Source organism: Hassallia byssoidea VB512170, assembly GCF_000817785.2.
GTDB classification, from domain to species: domain Bacteria; phylum Cyanobacteriota; class Cyanobacteriia; order Cyanobacteriales; family Nostocaceae; genus Hassallia; species Hassallia carrinoi.
The window spans coordinates 1-21,517 of the sequence record NZ_JTCM02000077.1 but is presented as its reverse complement, the minus strand read 5'-3'; the positions used below and the strand labels follow the sequence as shown (position 1 = coordinate 21,517).

The following is a 21,517-nucleotide window of genomic DNA, read 5'->3' as shown; positions in this document are numbered from 1 at the left end:
CCTGTTGATACAAAAGAACAATTAACCCAAGTTGCAACTCCCGTGTACTTTTTACTTTACTTCTGTGACTTCACCCAAGCGGGTAAAGCGAATTTCAATGCGTCGTCGTGTGGCATCTCCCTGACGCTGGTTTTTTGGTATAGGGGCAAACCCCCCATTTGGTAGTATTAACTGTGCAGCTGAATAGGCACGAAGATTAATTCCTTGCATCCTACCCTGTTGTTTTTGGATGTCAAGCAACACTCTGACAACTGCGAGGGAACGCATCAATCCTAAGTCGGCGTTAGAGCCTGCTTTCAGATTGCCGACTGTAATTTCACCACTAGCTACTTTTTCTAAATTCTGGTCTAAATTGCTTGCGGTACTACCAATAGATTCTTCATCAGTATGACCGATTATTTCAACCGTATTTATTTGAAAATTTTTTGTATTTTTTTCAATATCAGGTACGATTTTATTTCTGATATAATCAGACATTGCCCTTGGTATTTCCGCGCTGCCAGGGTCAAATCGGTAATTTTCATCTTTTATCAACAAAATTGGCGGTGTGCCTGTATTTTTATTCTTAGATATTTGCGATATTGTATACTTGGCGCTAGCTATTAACAGTAAGAAAAGAAGTATCATGAAGGCATTGGACATTAAGTCTGTGAAAGCAGACCAAATATTCAGGTCTTCATTGTAATGAGTATTGCGCGAGCGACGAGGCATAATTGAAAATTTAGGTTATTTTATCTAATATATTTAAGAGAAAATTTAAATCTTTCCAATAAGTCGGAAAAATTATCTACCTGACTATTTTTGAATTTAGATTAATTTATGCTTTTTTAATTTGAGAAAGTTCTTCCTTAATGTTGCTAAGTTGTTGAATACATTCTTGAATTTTTGTTCCTAAATTTTGAGAAAATTTGATATTATATTCAGTTGCTTCTTGAATTCCTCCAAGCAAGCGATCGCTTACCTTTTTGTTTTCTGAAGTTGCTTTAGCATTATTGTCTTTGAGTAACTCCATCAAACTGTCAATTTGGACGTTTAACTGATTTGCATAACCTTCTAGATTCGAGACAATAGTATGAAATTGTTGGTTGTTAGTGTCGAGTTGCTCAGATAAGTTTAAAATAAAGCGATCGCCTAAAGATTCAATTCCCAAATTTACCCCTTCCGTATAGCTTCTGACCATACCTACCAACTCTGTTAGAGTAACTTCTACCCCATTGAAACTATCAGCTTTATTCGCAATTTTTTCCTCTAAATTATCAATTTTTTTAGTCACCCTTCCTAAATTAGTAGCACCTTGCTTAAGTTGAGGAATAATCTCGCTAAGAGAGTTTTGGTTAGTTTGATGCAACTCTAATACTTTCACTGAAGTTTGATTAACACTTCTTATTTCTTCTCCTAAACGCTGAACTTCACTGACTGCTGTTGCAATAGATATTACAGTCTCAGCCAAACTTGCAGCAGACTGAGAAAATTTCTCTTGTGTGTTAGCTAAATCTGCTGTAGCATCTGATAATCTCTGAGGAAACTGGCTTTTTTCAAATATTTCAGCAGCTTGTTTAAATATCTCAGATTTTGCCTTCAGTTCTTCACCAGCAATCTTAAATTCAGTAGCAGCAGCAGATATAGTTCCAGAAGATATTGTAAAACCCTCATAAACTTGTTTTGCTAATTGATTGGCTTTTTTATTTTCTTCAGCAATTTCTCTGGCTACTTTTCCTAAAGATTGCTCAACGACATCCCGAACATTCTTACCAAAGTTAGTTAAAAATTCATTTTGCAGATTAGCCATTCTGTCAACAGCTTTATCAAGACGAGTATGACCATCTATTGTTGGTTGATAAATATTGTCTAAGTAATCTTCTAAAGAACTAATAAGTCGATACTTGGCTTGGCTAGTATTTTTAAACGAGTTAAATACCGTCAAGACAACACTAAACAATAGTCCTATTAAACTAGTATAAAAGGCAATGTTCATGCCTTGTAATGGTTTCTTTAGTTCAGTCACTAAAGTAGTTAGATTATTAGTAGTCGTTTGATTGATTGTTTGATTGATTTCTGACAAACTATTTGTAATACCCCAAAAAGTACCGAATAAGCCAAAAGCTAGCAATAAATTAGGTAGAATGCGGCAGAAATAATCGATTTGGTCACAACTAACTTCTTGAGTAAAAACTAAGAAATGCACTTTAATCTTTTCTTGGCTATAAACTTGGTCAATTAAAGCTGCCGTATTAACATTATCTAATTGAATACTAGCTTGTTTAAATCTGCTTTTGAGATTTTTGACAGTCTGAGGTTCTGTTACGCTTTTGTTTCCACCAATCAGCATTTTAACTTTGTCAGCTTCTCCAACTAAATGTTGATAAAGAGTCCAGCGTGAAACAAAAGCAGCTATAGATGGCAAAATTACGAGTACAATAGTGAAAAAAATTAAGTAAGGTGGTATGAATGGCATGAAAACACTCTTAATATTTTGGGAGTAGATTAAAAACTAGTAGGTTGTGTTTTGTAATTGCGATGCAGGCGCATCACAACTACAAACTAGCTAGATTACACTGGGTATTTATTGAAAATTTCTTGACGCTTGCGATCGTACTCTTCTTGACTGAGAATACCATCATCCAAATCTTGTTTTAAATGCTTGATTTCTAAACGCCGTTTTGTCATATTATCGCTATAATATACAGGGTAATCAACAACTATCTCCCCAGAAATAGCTTTCTGATTTAATTTATTTGTTGGTGGAGCAATTTGCGGTTGTATTTTAAATCGCTGCTCTAGCTTTCTACGGAAACGATTAATAATTCCCTCTTTAGCTGTGGGATCATTGTTTGCATAAGTTCCTAATACTTTAACTTTATAAGGGTAATTAGGACTATCTTCTGGTAATTTATCAACTTCGTTGACAAACTGCCGCAGTTTAGGCAAATATTCATTGTCCCAAAGTTCAGGTTGTGTTTCTATTTGAGCAATTTCATCATTCAAACGTTTCTGCAAAGCTTCACTCATATTCTTGCGGTTAGCAAGTTCCTCCAAAGCTTGACTCCACTCAGGATTCAGAGACGCAGTATTATAACTATAGCGAGATTCATCATAATATTGAAATTCTAATTCATGGTTTTCCTGGTTTTTTTCTAATAACCCAAACGCTAGGCAAGGATAGAAAATATCCTCTAATTCCTCGATTCTTCTCGCATCAGGAGGGATGATATCAGGAAATGTTGCGCGATAGTCATTATGTAGAAAAGATGTCGCAGAACTCTGTTCACGGATGTAGGGGTTTCTCATTTTTTCTAGATTGCCGATTAATCTTAGAGGAAAACCAGCGTACTCATTCACAATTAAAATTTCGTCGTCAGCTTGAGTCGGTTTGAGTACACTTGTAGCAATTCCCAAATCCTGTCCCAGCAAAGTTTTAAACTGTTTTACTTCTAACTCATCTGTATCCTTAAATCCCACTAATTTACTACTTTTAGCAAGGTCATCGTGGAAGTAAGGGTCAGTCAAATTAAGACGCAGCAGGGGTTCAGCTTCTTGCATAATTTGTGCCAAGCGAGTTGAACGCGCTGCAAGTGAGTAGTTTTGCATGAAGCGCTTAATCACATTAACTATATTGATACCGCGAGAAGTGAATAAGCTGTCAACTTTGAGATCGACTTCTTTTTGCAGTTGGTATGGAGTCGTGCGATCGCGGTCTATAAAACTTGCTAAAGATTGTCCCCGTCCCGTTGGTTCTGTAATTGCTGAACTGACAAACACTAACTGGTGGCGAACATCATCTTCTGGTAACATATTTTGGTAACAGCTATCAATATCTTCACTATCAAATATTGCTTCACCGCTCATTTCATCAAAATTCAGTTGTCTCAAATTCCGCTCTTGTTTCTCATAAACACTTTGCAAATTTTCTACGCTTGCATTAAAAGCAGCTACTTGAGTTGCTCTTTCTTGAACATGTCTTTGCAACTCACTGACAATTCGTAGCGCTGACTGAAAGACTTCCAACTCAAAGTTATGCTTAATCAGGTCATAGACTTCCCGTAGCACCCTTTTAGCTTCAACTTGTACTTGGCTATTTTTATTGTTGAGTAAGGGAATACCAGCTTTCTGCTCAATTTCTTCAATTATTTGTTCAGCATCACGCCATTTTTTATCTATATCTTCCAAGCGTTTCATACTGCCCAAATTGGTGATTTCTTCCTGGATATTGCGTTGATAGTTATGCAATTCATGTTGTAAAGCATCTAGCCAGTTACGGGTGCTTTTAATCGAGAAATTAGGCTCTATGGGAGTAAGTAATTGATTGATAAACTCGTCAATATTTGTTTTCAGCTCTTTGCTGATGGTAGGACGAATTTGTTGCACTTTTGTTAGCCAAATTCCCCTGCTACTTTCAGTCTCACCCGGTTGAATTTTCCTAAATTGTTCGCGAAACTCTCTTGACAACTGTTGTCTTATACCATTCCGGTCATCTTTATTTTGGCAATCAGAGATTGACCGTTCTAATTTATTTCTCCAAGCGTTGATTATATTACTAAAATTTTTATTAGATTCTTGGACAGATTCAGTTAGTCGGGTAGTTATACCATCCTTTTTCGCTTGGTCGCTATGCCAACGATATTGAATTAGAAATTGTTCAAGTAGACTTGAGGGGTCTGGACTTTGACCTTCGCCATTTAACCAGAATTTTACTAGTTCTAAACTGACACGATTTAAGGCGATTTGAACAATGGTATCGCGAGGGAAATAAATAGCCGCCAGTCCAAATGTTAAAAAACGCTGGACATTCTGACGTGGGTGTTTATCGCACTGAATCATGTGTTGCAGAAAGTTGTCTCTGTTGCCTTTAACTACTGGTGCTAATTCACCAGAAAAGTCTAAAGCAATCTTATGAGCAATGACGTTGCACAACTTACCTTGTGCTAAAATTTGATACTCGCCACCTGTTTGACTTGAAACTAAATAACTGTAGTCAAAAGGGGGTCGAGGCTGCTGCACATACACCAAATTTTGAATATCATAACAAGCCTCAAACTTTGTGCCGGAAGTGCTGTAATAATTTAATTCTTTGAGAGCAGCATAAGTATTGGCACTCATATTAGGAGTGTTACCATACAATTCTGGACTAATCACTAAATAGCCAACAATTTGAGCGCTTTGATCGCCATAAAGATGCCTAAGACTATAAGCAACGTCTAAAAACATTCCGCTTCCTGTACCGCCGCAAAGAGAACCCACGACAAAAATATTGAGTCCCGATTCCACTCTTAAACCTTCTCTTAGCAATAAAGAATCATGTCCTCTTGTACGTTTTTCTGCTGTTTCAATTGCTGTTTTAATCTTTTGGTAATTGTGGAAAAAAGCCAGTCTTCCAACGGGTCTAATACCTTTTGCACCTTCTTCTACTGCTTTAATATTTCGTAGTAATTGAGGGGGAAACCATCTACCAATATGGTCATAAGGTCCATAGCCAGTGTATTCTGAACGCCGCTCCAATCCTTCCACAAACATAGTAACTTCAGCAGAGGACATGGTAGCACTGACTTTTTCCGCTTCCCGAAAGCTGAGGTCAATTCCATGATAAGTACTTCCTGTACGAATACCAGTTACTTGGGTTGCGGCTTTATCGGTATCGATATGGACAAAACTAACAATTGGTAAGTTGTTTAAATCGCCATAGCGGTCTACAATTAACCGCCGAATTCGCATCAAAACATCGCGTCCAGTACCGCCTAATCCTACACAAATTGTGCGATTTATTCCGCGATATTGAAGTTCATTTGCAGTGCTGTTAATCATGCTTTAATTCCCTAATTACTATTTTTTAACTTTAATTACTATTTGGTAGTCGCGGTTTTTATATGGACAATTTATCCGGAACGTAGAACTAGAGATGAAAGTGCGCGACGTAATTTCTTTATTGTTGTAATAAATTGGTGCTAAATTAGTTGGTACTAAATATAACTTCTCGCCTTTCCTCTCTAAATATGCTCTGACTTCTGAACCTGGACAGTCAATAGAATCTGTACAAGAAGCATCATATTCACCAATTGCAATGCGTTTGTTGTTTGGTAATCTGCATTTTTGGTCTTCGGGGTTTTCTGTCGCTTCAAAATCAACTTTCAATTCCCACTTCTTTTGTAGACGCAAGAATTTAATTAACCCAAAAACCAAACCCGCGAATATTAATAGTGAAATTAAACTTGGTAGCCACAACTGCTTAATTAAATAAGAAGTGACTAAACAAGTTTCTTCACCCCCTGGTGCTGGCGTACAAATTTCCTGGACAGTAGGCGCAATATCAACTACAGTGAGTTTATATTCTTTGTTATTATTGGTTGTAATTGAGCGCGATCGCTCTTTTATCGGCAAAGCTTTAATCCAACTTTGTCGCTGTTGACTTTCTGGGGAGTTTGCTATCCGAAAAGGACTAAGCGCCGGAGTCTCCACCCACACTTGTGAGGTAATTCCCGGTTGGGTAAATAAAGGTGCGTCTGTAACCCAAACAACTGACTGCGGTTTGATTCGTTGACTTTTATAAAGACGATTTTGATTGATTTGAGCGAGACCTTGATAAATACTTAATTCAGCTCGCTGAATATCTGTACCGTAGCGGTTTGGATCGAAGGCGAAAGGTATTTTTGCTAATACTTTGTCAATATTTTCTTGACTTTTACTACTAAATTGTATGGGTGTTCCCAATGGATTTACACCGGGTGTAACTTCTTCTAAAGCTACATTTTTATCAAAAGGAACAACGTAAACTGAATCTCCCGGTTTTAGGCTATCTTCAACAATCTGACGTAAGCGAATACGACCCTCATCATTCAATCCGACGCTTTCCGTCAAATCAATAGCCAAGACAACATCCCGTTTGCCTGGGAAAACTGAGACTAAATTTAAACCGATTTTTTGTACTGAGCTAAGTGGTTGTCCAGGGATAACTTGTGTAAATATCACAAATAATATATTTACTAATCAGTATATTAGACTTATTGCATAAAATACTCAGCGAATGCAACTCGCGGCACTCCCTTTCATCCCCGTCAGTTAAACAAGAGAATTTTACGTATGTACTTACTTGCTGTGCATTACTCCTCACTAAGATAACGCACGCAAACTTCAATGCATAGTGATTTTAGTCACAAGTGTATTATTCTATATTAGATATCTCCAGAAAAGACGTAGAGACGTAGCACTTGGTAGTCTCTACAAGGGTTTAGGGCAACGCATAATAAAAGAGCGGTCGATGTCTATTGTATATATGATATTGCTATTGTTTCACCACAAGCTCTGCCAAGCATCTGTAAGGACATTTTGGTCTAACAGTGAAGGTTTTCTTGTATATGCGGGTACTTATCTAAACCAAAGCTTTTGGAGTCTTTTATAACTATTTGACACTCCCCGCCTTAAAAGGACGGGGATTCTTGGTTCCCTGACTCGCCATTAGACAGCAGGCTTGCGCCAACCGCCCAAGAGGGCAAATCTCCCCAAGCGTAAGTTCCCGTGTGCCCCACGGTACTGAGTCCCCTTTGCAGGATGTTGATGGCTGCGTTCACGTCCCTATCCTCCACAAATCCACAATGCGGACAGACATGAGTCCTAGTGGATAGAGATTTCTTCACTTTCTCGCCACAGTTAGAGCAGTTTTGGGTTGTGTTATGGGGAGGTACAGCAACTGTAACCTTCCCGTACTTGTGACCAAAATACTCCAACCATGACCGGAAAGTTGACCAGCCTGCATCGCTGATTGATTTAGCTAGATGACGATTACGTACCAAGCCCTTCACATTTAAGTCTTCATAAGCTACCAAATCGTTAGATTGGATGAGGAGGTGTGCAACACGCTTGCAATACTCTTTTCGTTGCCTACTTACTCTTAAATGCTTGCGGGCATATCTTTCTCGTGCTTTGTGGTAGTTGGTTGATTGTGGTTGTTTCGCCTTTTTCTTTTTGGAGTCGTACTTGTTGGATTTTTTGCGATTAGCACGATTCAATTGTTTTTCAGCGGAACGGTAAAACTGGGGTGATTGTTCTACATTACCTTTATCGTCAGCAATAAAGTATTTTAATCCCAGGTCAATACCGACCATCTCTTTTGTAGGCTGAGTCTCAACCTTGACATCAACATCAATCGCAAATTGGGCGTAATATCCGTTACTCCGACGCACCAACCGGACACGCTTAATCTGTTTGATGTTGTAGTAATTGAGGTCATAGGTTCCCTTTAGCTTTAGGGTTCCAATGCCCTTTTTATCTGAAAAAGTTATGGCTTTACGGGTATTAGAGAGTTTCCAGCCGCTGGTCTTGTACTCAACCGAACGACAATGTTTTTTAAACTTTGGAAAGCCTTTCTTACCTTTAACCTTTTTTTTACAGTTATCGTAAAACCGAGCTATCGCGCTCCAAGCACGTTCAGCCGCAGATTGCCGAGCCATTGAATTAAGTTCATCCGCACTCGTGAACTCGGCAGCAAGTACAGCGCAATGTTTATTGAGGTCGTACCTATTCAAACTAGTTTCCTTGTTATCCATCCAGTAACGCAAACACTTGTTTTGAATGAATTGACTAGTGCGAATAGCATCATCTATCGCTCTATACTGCTTATCTTTCCCTTTGACTTTGAACTCGTAAATTATCATTTTGGCTCGACCTAACCAACACTTATCTTATGTTAGCACATCGACATAAAGCCGTCCTTCTAGGACGGGGTTTTAGACCCAAATTTTCGATAACAATTAGCCGCCTCACTTTCATAGGTGTGCGGGAATTTTTTATTGCTGCTAAATTTATGAAAGGCGATCGCCGAAAATATTAAGATTCTTAAATAACAAATAAGTTAAAAACAAACTACCCAACAAACCAATCAAAGCGTTGGGTAGATCAAACTTCACCCCAATAAATCTTGAGTAGCGGACTAGTTCAAAAACTTGATATTACCTTAATTCGTCAGACACCATAGCGATTTTGATAGTAAGCCAAAATTTCCTTGACACGTTGCCGACTTTCTGCATTAGAGTTTGGCATCCAAGATATCTCTAAGCTGGCGATTTGGCTTTGATTGTAATCAAACTGTGGAGACGACTGGGGAATTAAACCGACTTCTACCCCTTCGACTTGCCGCAGATGAGCCGCTATTTCTTGATAGACTGCTAAAGGCAATCCAGGAAATTCAATTTTTTCCTTTGTCTCCATCTTTATCAAGCTCCGGTACTAGTAGGATTTTGGGGTGGTGTTGTCACTGAAACAGGGTTTTCCGGTGTTGTCGCGGGCGAAGCTGCGTTGATAGGCGATTCTCCTACATTTCTAGCAACTTCCATACCGTATTGTTCAAAAATCACGACTGGGTTAGAGCCTTCATTCATTTCAATACGTTTTACCAGTACACCGTTTGCCAATCGCTGTCCTGCCAGCACATAGCGACTCGTCGGTTCATTTGGTACTTTGATAATTGCCTGGGGTTCTTGACCAATTAAAACTACACCTGTGACAAGAACTGCTCTTGCTAATTCAGGTTGTACTGGCGGTGGTAATACAGATACTAGAGTCGGGTTGGGGACAACTAAAGGTAAAACCTTGGGTACGACTGGAGTAAAACCAGGGCTAGGTTTTGGTAGGCGTGCAGAAGCGATCGCTCCTTTGTTTATTTTATTTATTTTATTCTTTTGTGCCCTCAAAAGTTGTGGCTGACTCGGTATTCTAGTTTTGGCTGATATTACCGCGCTGCGTGTGGGAACTTTTCTTGACGTAATTATTGCACCCCTAGCAACTGGTAGGGGAGGTAACACCGGAACCGATCTGCCAAATGTAGGCGTATTCGTGTTTGCGTTTGTGTTCGATGCATACGTCGGCGAGAAAAGTTGTCCAAACGGGTCAGGGCGACCTTTTGACACTACAATTACCCGCTCTGTGGCATTAGTTGGTTGAATTAAGTTAGGAGTTGTAGAAGCTACTATTGGAGCCTGTTTAGCAGGTACAACTGGATTTTTAAACGATTGAATCGCCGATGGGGGCTGAGTTGGTGCGCTGTTGGGAGTTGGCGTAGGATTACTAGCTTGTTCTGATTCGGAAGCACAAGAGGCGATCGCTAAAGCCAAAATAGCTGCCACTGCAATTTTTAAATTTCTGCCCATTAACCGTTCTCAAAAGCTATAGGAAAATTTGTTAATTGAAATCTACCTTGTGAAATTTACATCAAAGGCGAAATCTGTTCCTTTTATAACCTACTTTTTTATTTTTTAAAGGTGGCTTGAAATACTGTCAGTAAGCGTGAAAATACGGTGGAAAAATTACCGATATTATTTGCATTTAATCTTCTGCCACAGACATTAAATGTTTCAACAAGTCCAGCCCTTTTTTAACTCTCCGGGAAACTGTTACTACACTAATTCCTAAATGTTCTGCAACTTGCTTTTGTGTTAAATCCTGTAAAAATACGCATTCTAAAACTTCGCGGGTGCGTTTTTCTAGCTGAAATAGTGCTTGTTGCAGGCGAATTTGGTCTTCTTGCGCTAGTTGAAAGCTGCGGTAACGGTTATCTGGAACCAATTCTCCCAAGTTAGTAGAATTTTCTTCTCCGTCCTGTACAGGCACATCTAGGCTTAATGGAGCGCGATTGACCCATGCTAATTTAATTTCTTGCCATTCGCTTGTAGAAATTAAGAGCGCTGCTGCTAATTCCGAGTCAGTTGGCTGACGATTGTATTTTTCGCGCAAAGAACGCGAAACTCCTATTGACTGCTGTTGCAGCGCTAACCAGCGTCGGGGAATCCGCACGGTGACACCTTTATCTCGGAGGTAGTGTTGAATTTCACCCCGAATGTAAGGAATGGCAAAGGAACTGAAAGCATGACCTTTGCAAATTTCAAATTTTTCAATAGCTCGAATTAAACCTAAACAGCCCACCTGGAGCAAGTCTTCATAGTTTTCCTGACATTGATTCATCCAGTAGTGAGCTTCTTTTCTCACCAGTCCAAAATTAAGTTTTACCAGTTGATTGCGAACAGTTGCCGAGGGGGATTGCTGATATTCTCGCAACAACTGCCAAATTTCATGCTTCAGTTCGTAGGTGACAGTGGTTGGCATAGCACCGCTTTTATAAGTCAAACAGACAATGAAAAAGAGGGGGAAAGGGGAAATATGAGTGTTTTTTTATTTAGCTTTGGGATGACCTATAGCTTTAAAAAAGTACCTAGACAAAAAATATAAAATTTGTTACTAATTCTCAAACCGAAATTGTACTTAATTTTTCTTTCTTAACGATCCGGTTTTCGTCTAGAGATAAACTGAAGCTAAAAAGGATTTATATAGATACGAGCAACTTTTTTCAGCAAAATTACTGAAATTTAAAAAAGTCATTCATGACATCTTTAAATTGGGGACTAGGGATTAGGGATTAGGAACTGGGAAAACTTTTTGCCAATCGCTAGGACTCTTGATATTCACCCAATAAAAAAAGGGCTATATAGCCCTTTTTGGATTGAAATTAGTTGTGATGATGCCAGGTAAGTCAAAACTAGCGCCATCAGCAGAGGAAAAGCCTTAGTCCCATAGCATTTCTCAGATGGAATATGAAAGGGGAAGAAGGTGCGATGCGGAGTACCGCAACAGATGCGGAACGCCTGATTAACCTAACGCGAACAAAATTACCGTCTGTGAGAACCATTTATGTGTGGATACTCAATCTTGATTTAAGCACTCGGTTCAACCCGACCGTAAAACAGACCGCGAATTTTAACTTCTTTAGGTTCGCCGGCGCCTAAATCGGTATCGGAGGGCTGGTCACTCTGGAAGGTACCAGCAATTTCACCAGTAGCACTGTCTACTTTGGCAATCGACAGAGAAATTCTCCCTTTAAGAACTTCTGCACGCTTAACATTAGTTCGGGTAAGGTCTTTCTTATCTGCTTGGGCAGGTAGAGCCACAGCATTATCATAGCCACTGACGACACCGCGACCTTTAGGATCTAAAAAGGCAGCACCGCGATAAGAAGGAACTTTGAATTCGCCTTCAAAATCTGTGGAAGTATTAATACTGGTCAAACCAGGTTGTGATTTCGCAACCAAGTTTTTGATGGTGAACAGGAAAGGTACTCGTTCACCGCCAGGTAGTTGTACAGTGGTGGCTTGGAAGTCCAAACCATCTTTTTCGACAAAAGTCAAGCTATTATCTGGGTTGACTTTTATATCGCCTTGCACCTGATCAATGGTGGAAGTGTATCTGGTCAACAATTTGCCCGCAATAAATTCAGCTTCTTGCCGTTTGTTAGCAGGTTCTTCTTTGATGAAGTAATTAGTCGGTTCCAAACACAGTTCTTTGAGCACGTAAGACTGGCTAGAATCAATGGGAATGGAACCACGGCTTGTTTCTGTTAATTGGGGGCATTTGTTAGCCAAGCCAGTGCCTCGAATTTGTTCGTAAGTGAGTAAATCCCTGCTGCTAGAAGAGGGAGCATCACTACAAGCTGTTATTAGTCCCAGGCATAAAGCCAAGAATGCAACAATTAAAGCGCGATACCTCATGGTCAACCTCAATTTCGTCAAAAATTAATATCTCAGTTGTAAAACTGGGTAGGGTCAAGGAAAAATATGGCTATTCTTCTTGTCCCATCCGAAGCAGTGCGTGGGATTTTTATCCCACACGGCTACAATCATGCGTTTTTACCCTTTTGTCATTATCGGGCTTCAGGCTGCCATCAGTAACAGTTTTTTCGTCATGGCATAGCATCCATAGCGTAGACAAAAGTCTTTGGTTGTTACGTAGATGTCGCCACTACATGTCTTATGGAATTAAACTAAGCCAGATCATACGATTTTTTTTAAGGAAAAATCTAAGGACTTTGATCTAAGGCAGGAAAATAGCGAAAAGCGCTTGCAAATTTTGTTGCCTAACCTTTCTCAGGTAAAGCATACAACAAGCGAATTAATCGGTTTTACCCTCACATTTCGTTGCTTGCCTATGGTGGCACTTTCCTTGGGAACGAGAGGACTTTGAAAACCCCAAAGGTACAGATGTCGTTTAGAAGCGATCGCTACTGACTTTCGTATACATAAATTTATACTTTTCCCTAACTGAGGTAGAAGGGCAGCAGAAAGCTATAAGTATTTTTTCACACTGAGGTTTGCTAGCAAACAAATCAAAGCGAAAAATCTCCGGTAAATTTGAGTAGACCTCCTAAACAGATATACGGTGGCATGAACAACGGCATTAATGTTGATTCAAAGAAGTTGTCTTTTAAATTGCAAGCGATCGCAACTGCGGTACATGATGCATCGGAAATTTGTCAAGGGGATACTATTGCGCTTTTGGCGTTGCTACGGCAGTTAGAACAGTTACACCGAGAGATCCGAGATGGGGTATTTCAAGAAAGTTTGCCTGATAACCGTCAGGCACTGTACGCACTCCTGAAAGACATTGAGTCTGAGGGGGGCTGGCCTTATATTGAGCGCATGAGGCTACAAGCCTATATAGCAAATATGCAGCAAGAAGCAGCTTCAGAAAACGAGGAACTCAAAGAGAAGCGATCGCAATCTTGATTGGTAATGGGGCATGGGGCATTGGGCATGGGGCATGGGGCATCGGGCATAGGGCATGGGGCATGGGGCATTGGGCATGGGGCATTGGGCATGGGGCATCGGGCATTGGTAATAATTCTTTCCCCTTTTCCCTTTCCCCTTTACCCTTTGACCCAAATTCAAAAAGCCCATTGCCCATTACCCATTACCCATTACCCATTACCGATTACCCATTACCCAATTAGCGCCTTTGAGTAATATCATCACACATATGGCGATCGCGCTCTTCAACATTGTGGTTGTGCTTGAGGTAATCACTCATCCAGCTACAACCACGAAGTAGCAGGTCGTCTAAGTCTAAATTCCACAAAATTATCGTGTTGTCATCACTAGCCGATGCTAGTGTATTACCTTGTGGGCTAAAGCTGACACTTAATACTGCACCAGTATGTCCGTTGAGGGTTTTGATCAATTTGCCTTCATGACTCCAGAGTTTGACGCTGCTGTCCCAACTAGCAGAGGCTAGAAGTTCGCCGTTAGGACTAAAAGTGACAGCGTTAACACTATCGCTGTACCCCCTTAACAAGGTTTTCAACAACGTACCATCCCAGCGCCACAGCTTAACTGTGTTGTCCCAACTGGCAGAAGCTAGCAGGCGATCGGTAGGGCTAAAACTCACGCCTAAAACCCAACTTTCATGGGGTAAAAAACTTTTTAACAAAGTACCATCCCGTCGCCAAAGTTTGACTGTTTGGTCATCGCTGGCAGAAGCTATAACTCGACCATCGGGACTGAAATTAACGCTATTTACCCAACCCTGATGTCCTTTCAAGGTTTTTAGCAAACTTCCGTCACGATTCCAAAGTTTAATTGTCTTATCTTTAGAAGCCGATGCCAATAACTGACCATCTGGACTGAAGCTGACGCTCATCACACTATTACTATGCCCTTGGAGAGTATGAAGTAAAGAGCCGTCGCGCTGCCAAAGTTTCACAGTTTTGTCATAACTTGCTGATGCTAGCATTTGACCTTTTGGGTCAAAAGTGACACTAGCAACTCTATCAGTATGTCCCAAGAGAGTTTTATAAAGTCGAGTGACAACGCCTTTGCTAGTACTTTCTCGTTGCCAGAGTTTGACAGTGCGATCGCGACTGCCTGAAGCTAATATTTTGCCATCCGCACTCCAAGCAACGCTCAAAACACGATCCTTATGTCCAGTAAGGATGGGCAGCCTGGGAGGATTTAAACTCCATAGTTTTACGCTTTTGTCGTAACTTGCTGATGCCAAAATTTTGTTATCTGGGCTGAAAGCGACACCAGCGACAGCATCGCTATGTCCTTTCAAAGTTTTGAGTAACGTACCGCGAACACTCCAGACGTTGATGGTATTGTCATCACTTCCTGAGGCTAGCTGTTGACCATTGTCACTGAAGCTGAGGCTCCAAACTGGACTTGTATGCTGCCGTAAAATTCTGTAAGGACGAAACTTGAGGACATCTTGAGTACTCTTGCCACGTCGCCAAAGCATCACTTTTTTGTCTCGACCTGCTGATGCTAACAGTTGACCGTCGGGGCTGAAATCGACAACAGTCACGCCCTTTTCATGTCCTGACAAAGTTGTGACTAAACTACCGTCTCGATGCCAGATTTTTACTGTTTTGTCATCACTTGCCGAGGCGATGAACTTACCATCGGGACTGAAAGTTACCCAATTAACCCATCCCTTATGTCCTTTCAGTATTTTTACTAAAGTCCCGTCGCGCCGCCAAAGTTTGATGGTTGCGTCTTTACTGCCAGTAGCTAACAACTCACCGTCAGGACTGAAATTAACGCTATAAACCCAATCACCGTGTCCTTTTAAGGTTTTGTATGGTTGGGGGTCAAATTCGCCATTGGTGGGGTTTCTGTGCCAAAGAAGCACTGTTTTGTCGAGACTGGAGGAAGCCAGAGTTTGACCATCGGGGCTGAAACTGACGCTGCTAACAGCATCGCTATGACCTTTAAGGGTTTGGAGTAAGGTGCCGTCAGGACGCCACAGTTTCACTGTTTTGTCACGGCTACCTGATGCCAGTAACTGACCATCGGGGCTAAAAGTTATACCCCAGACAATATCAGCATGTCCTTCCAAGCGGTTTACCTCGGTTACTCCATAAACTGCCTGCTGGAGTGCTGTGACTACCCGCATCCGAGTATCTGGTTGGATTTTATCTGCAATTTTGAGTCGTTGCCAAGCCCGCAAACTTTCTAAGAGAGCATCAAACTCTTTATTTGAGGCAAATAGCGCTTCACTAGTAGCAGTGAGGGCACTAATTTTAAAGTTGCTTTCGCTGCGTTCGGCTCGTAAAGTTTGGAGAACTGCGGCTCTTTTTTGTGAGTCTGCTTGCCACCATAATGTTGCAATTGTGCCTAGCATGATGAAGAGCGATAAGCCTGCTATACGTGCTTCTCGCAGTCGGCGATGCAAAACTAAATTTAATTGCTCTTGAGAGAGTTTTTGAGCTACTTCTGCTCTAGTTTTTTCAAAGCGAACTTTTTCTAGTTCGGCGACCATTCCATAATCGTTTTTTTGGCGAATTGGTTCAACTAAATAATCGTGAACTAGCTGGTAGCGATCGCCTGACTCTTCCCATATTCGCAATACTAAGCCTGAACCCACCAAAATGTCTAAAATCAATTCCATCGAGACACTCAGGGGCGTAATTTCTTCTTTTTTATTGTCTTTCTCTGACTCGACTTCTTCTATCTCTACAGGAAATTCCTCTTCACCGCTTTTTAGAGATAACTCGTTGTCTTTTATTACCACAGTCACCAAATCAGCTTTTGTTTTTAATGGTCTTGTGCCTTTTTCATCAGTTAACTCAAACAATAATTTCCAACTAAGTTGTTCGTTTTCTTGACCGCAATCTTTAATTACTTCCTCAAGCCATCGCTGTACTAGTTTTTTCGACCCGCCACAAAGCTTGTATTGTTCAAGTGTGGTAATATTTTCTGCTTGAAGTTGAGCGCCGACTATTTGTAATTCTATTGGATGTACTTCGTCCAGTTCTCCTGCTAAATCCTCGACTAGTTGGTGAATTAATTCATCAGTTAGTTCATAATGCGAACGTTGAGTCAAACTGTGGATAATGCTGATTGCATCTTGGCTAGAGAAGTTTCCTAAGTAGTAACGAATATTCTTATCGAGAATATTTTTATTAATTATTCCTAAATCGTAGAAATTACCTTGCTGTTTTTCTTGGCTCAAACGTTCAAATTCTAATAAATAATGTAAATAATCTTCTCTTAAAGAAATAATTATTTTTACAAAGGAAATATTGAGACATTCGCTAAATAAATTGTAAAATTCTCTTATTTTTTGGGGATGCTTATTAATAAAAAACAATTCTTCCATCTGGTCTAATATAATAACTATTATATGATTCCGCTCGGCTAACAACCGAATTTTTTCTAGCAGTATGCTGGAAGAATTTTCTTGAATAATTGAAAGTTCCGTTTGTACCAATGCCTCATTAATAGTACGTCTTAAAGCTGTAAGCCAATCAGTATAAACAGATAATACAATCGGCAAAGGTATGCGTTCGCCAATTACTTTTTCCTTCAAAACTGGTACTAAACCAGCTTTGAGAATTGAACTTTTACCAACGCCTGAGGGTCCATGAATTACTGTAAGTTTGCAGTCAGCACGGGAAATTCTTTCAATCAAGCGATTGATATCTTGCTGCCTTCCAGAAGCGGCTATTTCCTGAGCAAGTCCCGACTGATTAAACGGTCTTTTTTGCGGCTCCAAAACTGGATTAATTCTGTAGCGTTGTGACTGTAATTGACTAGGACCGATAAAGGCGCGAAAGCCGTACTGATGTTCTATTTGAATTTTTTCTTGCTTGAGGCTAAAAGCTTCGGTGTAATCATGGCGTCCAAAAAAGTAGAGCGATCGCAACTGCTCTAAAATCTGCAAATATAGCGATGGCTCGTATTGTACTTCACAAACTACTCTCGCCCATTCCAGATTATTGATCGCTTCCTCACACTCACCCAAATGTCGCTGAGTGCGTGCCAGCAATAAAAGATACCAACTTTCCTGCTGTCGGGAAACGTCGGCGGCATTTTCGGAAATAGAAAGTGCTTTATTTGCTAATTCATGAGCTAGTAACCAATTAGACTTAGAAGCCGCCACATCTGCTAAAAAACCATAATCTTGAGCCACTTGTGCGGGAGTACCATAAGTTTCATGCAGTTGCAGAGACTTTTCGGCTAATTGCTGCAATTCTTCCCAGGCTTGTAGGCGTTGTAGCATATCAAGCGCAGGCAAAATAAACTTAGCAACTAAGTCTTTTCTTTGCGCTGTTTCCAATACCTCAAGACATTGCTTAAACCACAATAAAGCATCTTGCCAGTAGGTTTTGCCCAGAGTTGGGTATAAGTCTGCCATGCGGCGATAACACAGCCCTAGGTGGAATAGTACTACCGCTTGCCCAAGTTGGGGGGCTTCGGGGTCCCCACGAAGTGGGGTTGGGGGGAATGGGGGGATGGGGAGAGGGGGAGTGGGGGATGGGGGAGATGGGGGGGATGAGGGAGATGAGGGAGATGAGGAAGTAATAGTAGTTTCCTCCTTGTCCTCCTTGTCCTCCTTGTCTCCTTGTCTCCTTGTCTCCTTGTCCTCCGTGTCCTCCCTGTCCCCCACTCCCCCACTCCCCCACTCCCCCGCTCTCCTTGCCTCCTTCCAAAGTGCTAAACTTTTTTGATAATGAATTAAAGCATTATCTATTTGGTCGTCGGCGTATTCGTCGCGACCCAGCACGAATTCTAAACTCGCTTCTAACTCTGGTTCTAAAGTGACGTTATATAGGCGTTGCAAATCATTACGGGCTGACTCAATTTCGCGGCGATGTTGAGATTTGCGAGCTAAATTAAGAGCAGCATTAGATAAAAACTTTTCGGCACCAGCTTCTAAAACTTTGGCAAAGATAAATTCTGTTTCTTGCTGCACTAAAGTAATTAAATCGTATGCAGCCATTTCAAATTTAATGGTGGTTGCCGCCCAGCTTTTAAAATCGGGTGCTAATCGAGAAAGCGATGTTGCTACTTCATCTTGCAGCCATAAAACTAATGGAAAAGGAAGACTCGTAGCGTAGATATCTCGTGCTTGGTTGATGTTAGTGAGTAGGTCTTCGAGGTCAATGACTGATTCTAGACCAGAAATCATCACAGCTGAGGGCAATGAATCTGTGGCAACGATAGGATTATCTAGAAATAGTTCTGATACTATTGTGGTGTGTAAGGCAGTAGTTGATGGCTGAAGAAAGATTTCTCGTAAATTGATATCTTTGGTGAGAAAGCGCAGATGCTCTAACATTGAAGTGCGTAATTGCTGATAATTGCACCTAACTAAAATCAGAGCAAATTGATTTTTGGAAAGTGCGATCGCCCGAATCAGCCTTTGTAGAGAATGCTGATTTTCGCTTTGTTTGCTTGCGTGTGTTAATTGCCGTGTCATAACTAAAAACTGGGCTATTAAATAAAGGGAAAAAATGCCACATCAAAAACTCAAGTATGCGCTGGCAGCATACTTGAATTTTTAAGTTCTCAGTTGTTGTATATACAGCTAAGACCAGAGATGCATCGCTTAGAGGCGCTTATACTTTTGTTTTATTTTGCTGCCAAGTCACGACTTTTTCTGTTTCTGCCAAGGCAGGACTGATGCCAAACCAGCGTCCGATGCGATCGCGATATTCAAATACCAACATGCTTCGCAGTAATCTTTGGTAATCAGATTCGCCTTGAACGCTTTGCTGGTGTACTACTTCAAATAACAATTCCCATTCTTCTTCGTTAATCGCTAACAGCAAATCGTCACGGTAATCTTTAATCACTGCTTCTAAACAGTTTCTAGTAAAAGGTGGGTCTTGCCGTTGCAGGCAACTATAAAGCAGTCCTAGTAAGTTACGGATATGACCGCCACTCACGCGGCATAGACGATCTAGTGTTTCTGGGTCGTCGAATAATTCGCCTACTAACGAGGGTCTGGTATTCCAAGGAACTTGAGGAAAGGCTCTGGCTAATACTAGCTGGCTTAGTAGTGACATACCTGGTTCGTAGTCAATACCATCTCTTTGCCGCACCAACACCATTGGCAAGACTTTGGGAGCAATACCTCCACCCAGGCGATTTTTTAATGTTTCGTACTCGTTCGAGAAAATTAACGGTAGAGGAATTGTGTAAACTAGATGGCATTTGAGCCGGCGCAGTTGTTCGCCTCGGTCGATGAAGAGATATTCTGGTTGCGATCGCCCGGATGCTAATGTACGCATATCTACTCGATCCAAGTTATCGACGATGACAACCAGTCCTTTTTGACCCCGAAGTTTTAGCTGTTCTATGCCGAGGTCTAAGACTTCTTCGTTAATCGCTTGCAAAATACTATTGGTACGCGGTTCCAGATATTGCCTGAGCTGAGTACGCATCTGAGGGCTATCTTTTGCTTTGGCGCTGATTTTGGCAATACCTAAGGAAAACTCTGCCTCTGCTGATAACTGTATGGGTGTTTGCAAAAAATCCCCAATATCTTTAAACAAGTTGGCAAAGTAACCTGGTTTCAGTTTGATGCCAATCGCTTCTAAACTGACACTCACTTGACGGGCTACACTTAGCAAAATGTCGCTAATATCTATATCCGCCATGTCCAAATCTTGACTGGACTCAAAATAAACGACATGAAATCCTGCTAACTCCAACTCGGCTTTGAGGCGCTGCAATTCTGTTGATTTACCGCAGCCAATATGACCTGTAAATAATTGGCAGGTCGGCTCATCCGGAGAAATACGCACGATTGTTCGTTGCAACTCTTCAACAATCTTGCAACCACGTACATCCGAAAAATCTATGTAATACTGCCGATCCAGCGCATTACTCATATTTAAGGTGTAGCTTGGGTTACAGGCTTTATAAAAAGTTGACAAATTTAGTGTGGTTTTCATGTAGATGCAATTAACTGTACGTTTATATACAACTAATCTCTACCTAAAACTGTGGTTGATTAACTCACAAATTAGGTCTTAAGAAGAACAGTGCCGGACGCAAAAATGCGTAACCAGTGCAACTATCCTGCTCATAGCAGAGGTTTAGTTGTTGTCCCTGATACATTAAGTCTATCTGTTATTTTTACAGATACTGTTGCCCTTTTAACAATTTGAAGTTAAACAAATCATCTGTAACTGAGTTAATCTTGCACAGAAACCTACTTATCGGTAGAATCTTCGTTGGTATAAATGCCGATTAAGTAGGAATTGTATTAATTTTAGCAAGATGCCAATAATTTACATCATGGTTCAGTACCATTGTATTGTATTGATGTCATCATACTTAAGTATATATTATATTATATGTCTAATCAAGAATTTGCAATCTTTTCCAGAAAAATTTTCCAATAACTTTATGTACCAAATATCACTTCTTCATACAAGTTTGGCAATATTTTTTTGGTTGATTCTTTGATCGGCATCCAAATTCACGCACAAGGATAATGCCTTCGCCTTGGTCTCCCCTTCTCCCAAAGAAAGAGGGTTGCCAAGAGGCTTCAATGAGGAGGCAACATACGGGCGATCGCAGTCCGACGATGCGCGATCCATAAAAATAAAATAAAGCGTTTTCTGGTGTGTGTTTACGTGCCACTTGGGTACACTCCTCGATCGCTACTCGGCACCTTGAATGCGCTTCAGTGTCGATGTGTCGTTGCCACAATACCTCACTTTCTGAGCGCAAAACATATCTTCTGTAGCGATAATTCATGAATTATCGCACTCGTAAATTAAGGAACTACGCCGATTTTTTGCGTAAGTCCTATACCTATAAGCAAAAAAAATAACAAGCAACAGAATTGCATTTATTTCTTCACCGCACTCCGCGATCGCCCCTACACTAAAACCGGACACTCCCTATCCAGCCTTGTATTAAAAGGAGCAAACACACTCGCGAGTCACTCAGAAGAAGGCTGGATAGGGAGTGTC

14 protein-coding genes are annotated in these 21,517 nt (G+C 40.8%); 2 read left to right on the top strand and 12 right to left on the bottom strand.

Annotated elements, in window-relative coordinates; genetic code table 11:
- Positions 1-51 precede the first annotated feature (51 nt).
- From PI95_RS24640 to PI95_RS24600, 9 genes are all read right to left on the bottom strand, one after another.
- Positions 52-711 (bottom strand): OmpA family protein, encoded by a 660-nt coding sequence (locus PI95_RS24640; RefSeq protein ID WP_039748818.1) that lies wholly within the window; start codon positions 709-711, stop codon positions 52-54.
- 106 nt (positions 712-817) lie between these two features.
- Complete coding sequence (locus tag PI95_RS24635) at positions 818-2,455, bottom strand: MotA/TolQ/ExbB proton channel family protein (RefSeq protein ID WP_039748817.1); 1,638 nt, start codon at positions 2,453-2,455, stop codon at positions 818-820.
- 95 nt (positions 2,456-2,550) lie between these two features.
- The gene (locus PI95_RS24630; RefSeq protein WP_039748816.1) at positions 2,551-5,799 is read right to left on the bottom strand and encodes a tubulin-like doman-containing protein; all 3,249 of its coding nucleotides are present in this window, start codon (positions 5,797-5,799) and stop codon (positions 2,551-2,553) included.
- 18 nt (positions 5,800-5,817) lie between these two features.
- On the bottom strand, positions 5,818-6,960 hold the full coding sequence (locus PI95_RS24625; protein WP_039748815.1) for a hypothetical protein: 1,143 nt from the start codon (positions 6,958-6,960) through the stop codon (positions 5,818-5,820).
- Between the two features lie 449 nt (positions 6,961-7,409).
- Positions 7,410-8,642 carry an RNA-guided endonuclease InsQ/TnpB family protein gene (locus tag PI95_RS24620; RefSeq protein WP_039748814.1) on the bottom strand — a complete coding sequence of 411 codons (1,233 nt, stop codon included), beginning with the start codon at positions 8,640-8,642 and terminating at the stop codon, positions 7,410-7,412.
- A 307-nt stretch (positions 8,643-8,949) separates the two neighbouring features.
- Complete coding sequence (locus tag PI95_RS24615) at positions 8,950-9,195, bottom strand: hypothetical protein (RefSeq protein ID WP_039748813.1); 246 nt, start codon at positions 9,193-9,195, stop codon at positions 8,950-8,952.
- A 5-nt stretch (positions 9,196-9,200) separates the two neighbouring features.
- Positions 9,201-10,133: a hypothetical protein gene (locus tag PI95_RS24610; protein ID WP_039748812.1), complete on the bottom strand. Its 933-nt coding sequence runs from the start codon at positions 10,131-10,133 to the stop codon at positions 9,201-9,203.
- A 175-nt stretch (positions 10,134-10,308) separates the two neighbouring features.
- Positions 10,309-11,085, bottom strand: a complete 777-nt coding sequence (locus tag PI95_RS24605) for an RNA polymerase sigma factor SigF (RefSeq protein WP_039748811.1) — start codon at positions 11,083-11,085, stop codon at positions 10,309-10,311.
- 605 nt (positions 11,086-11,690) lie between these two features.
- Positions 11,691-12,521 carry a photosystem II manganese-stabilizing polypeptide gene (locus tag PI95_RS24600; RefSeq protein ID WP_039748810.1) on the bottom strand — a complete coding sequence of 277 codons (831 nt, stop codon included), beginning with the start codon at positions 12,519-12,521 and terminating at the stop codon, positions 11,691-11,693.
- Between the two features lie 672 nt (positions 12,522-13,193).
- On the opposite strand from PI95_RS24600, the gene PI95_RS24595 reads away from it, so the two are divergent.
- Positions 13,194-13,535, top strand: a complete 342-nt coding sequence (locus PI95_RS24595; RefSeq protein ID WP_039748809.1) for a hypothetical protein — start codon at positions 13,194-13,196, stop codon at positions 13,533-13,535.
- 6 nt (positions 13,536-13,541) lie between these two features.
- The gene (locus tag PI95_RS24590) at positions 13,542-13,772 is read left to right on the top strand and encodes a hypothetical protein (RefSeq protein ID WP_163519162.1); all 231 of its coding nucleotides are present in this window, start codon (positions 13,542-13,544) and stop codon (positions 13,770-13,772) included.
- Here PI95_RS24590 and PI95_RS24585 read toward each other — a convergent pair.
- The 3 genes from PI95_RS24585 to PI95_RS24575 form a co-directional block, all read right to left on the bottom strand.
- Positions 13,756-19,008: a WD40 domain-containing protein gene (locus PI95_RS24585; RefSeq protein WP_039748808.1), complete on the bottom strand. Its 5,253-nt coding sequence runs from the start codon at positions 19,006-19,008 to the stop codon at positions 13,756-13,758. The genes PI95_RS24590 and PI95_RS24585 overlap by 17 nt on opposite strands.
- Before the next feature lie 139 nt (positions 19,009-19,147).
- The gene (locus PI95_RS24580; RefSeq protein ID WP_039748807.1) at positions 19,148-20,488 is read right to left on the bottom strand and encodes an ATP-binding protein; all 1,341 of its coding nucleotides are present in this window, start codon (positions 20,486-20,488) and stop codon (positions 19,148-19,150) included.
- 469 nt (positions 20,489-20,957) lie between these two features.
- Complete coding sequence (locus PI95_RS24575) at positions 20,958-21,299, bottom strand: hypothetical protein (protein ID WP_163519161.1); 342 nt, start codon at positions 21,297-21,299, stop codon at positions 20,958-20,960.
- Positions 21,300-21,517: the final 218 nt, after the last annotated feature.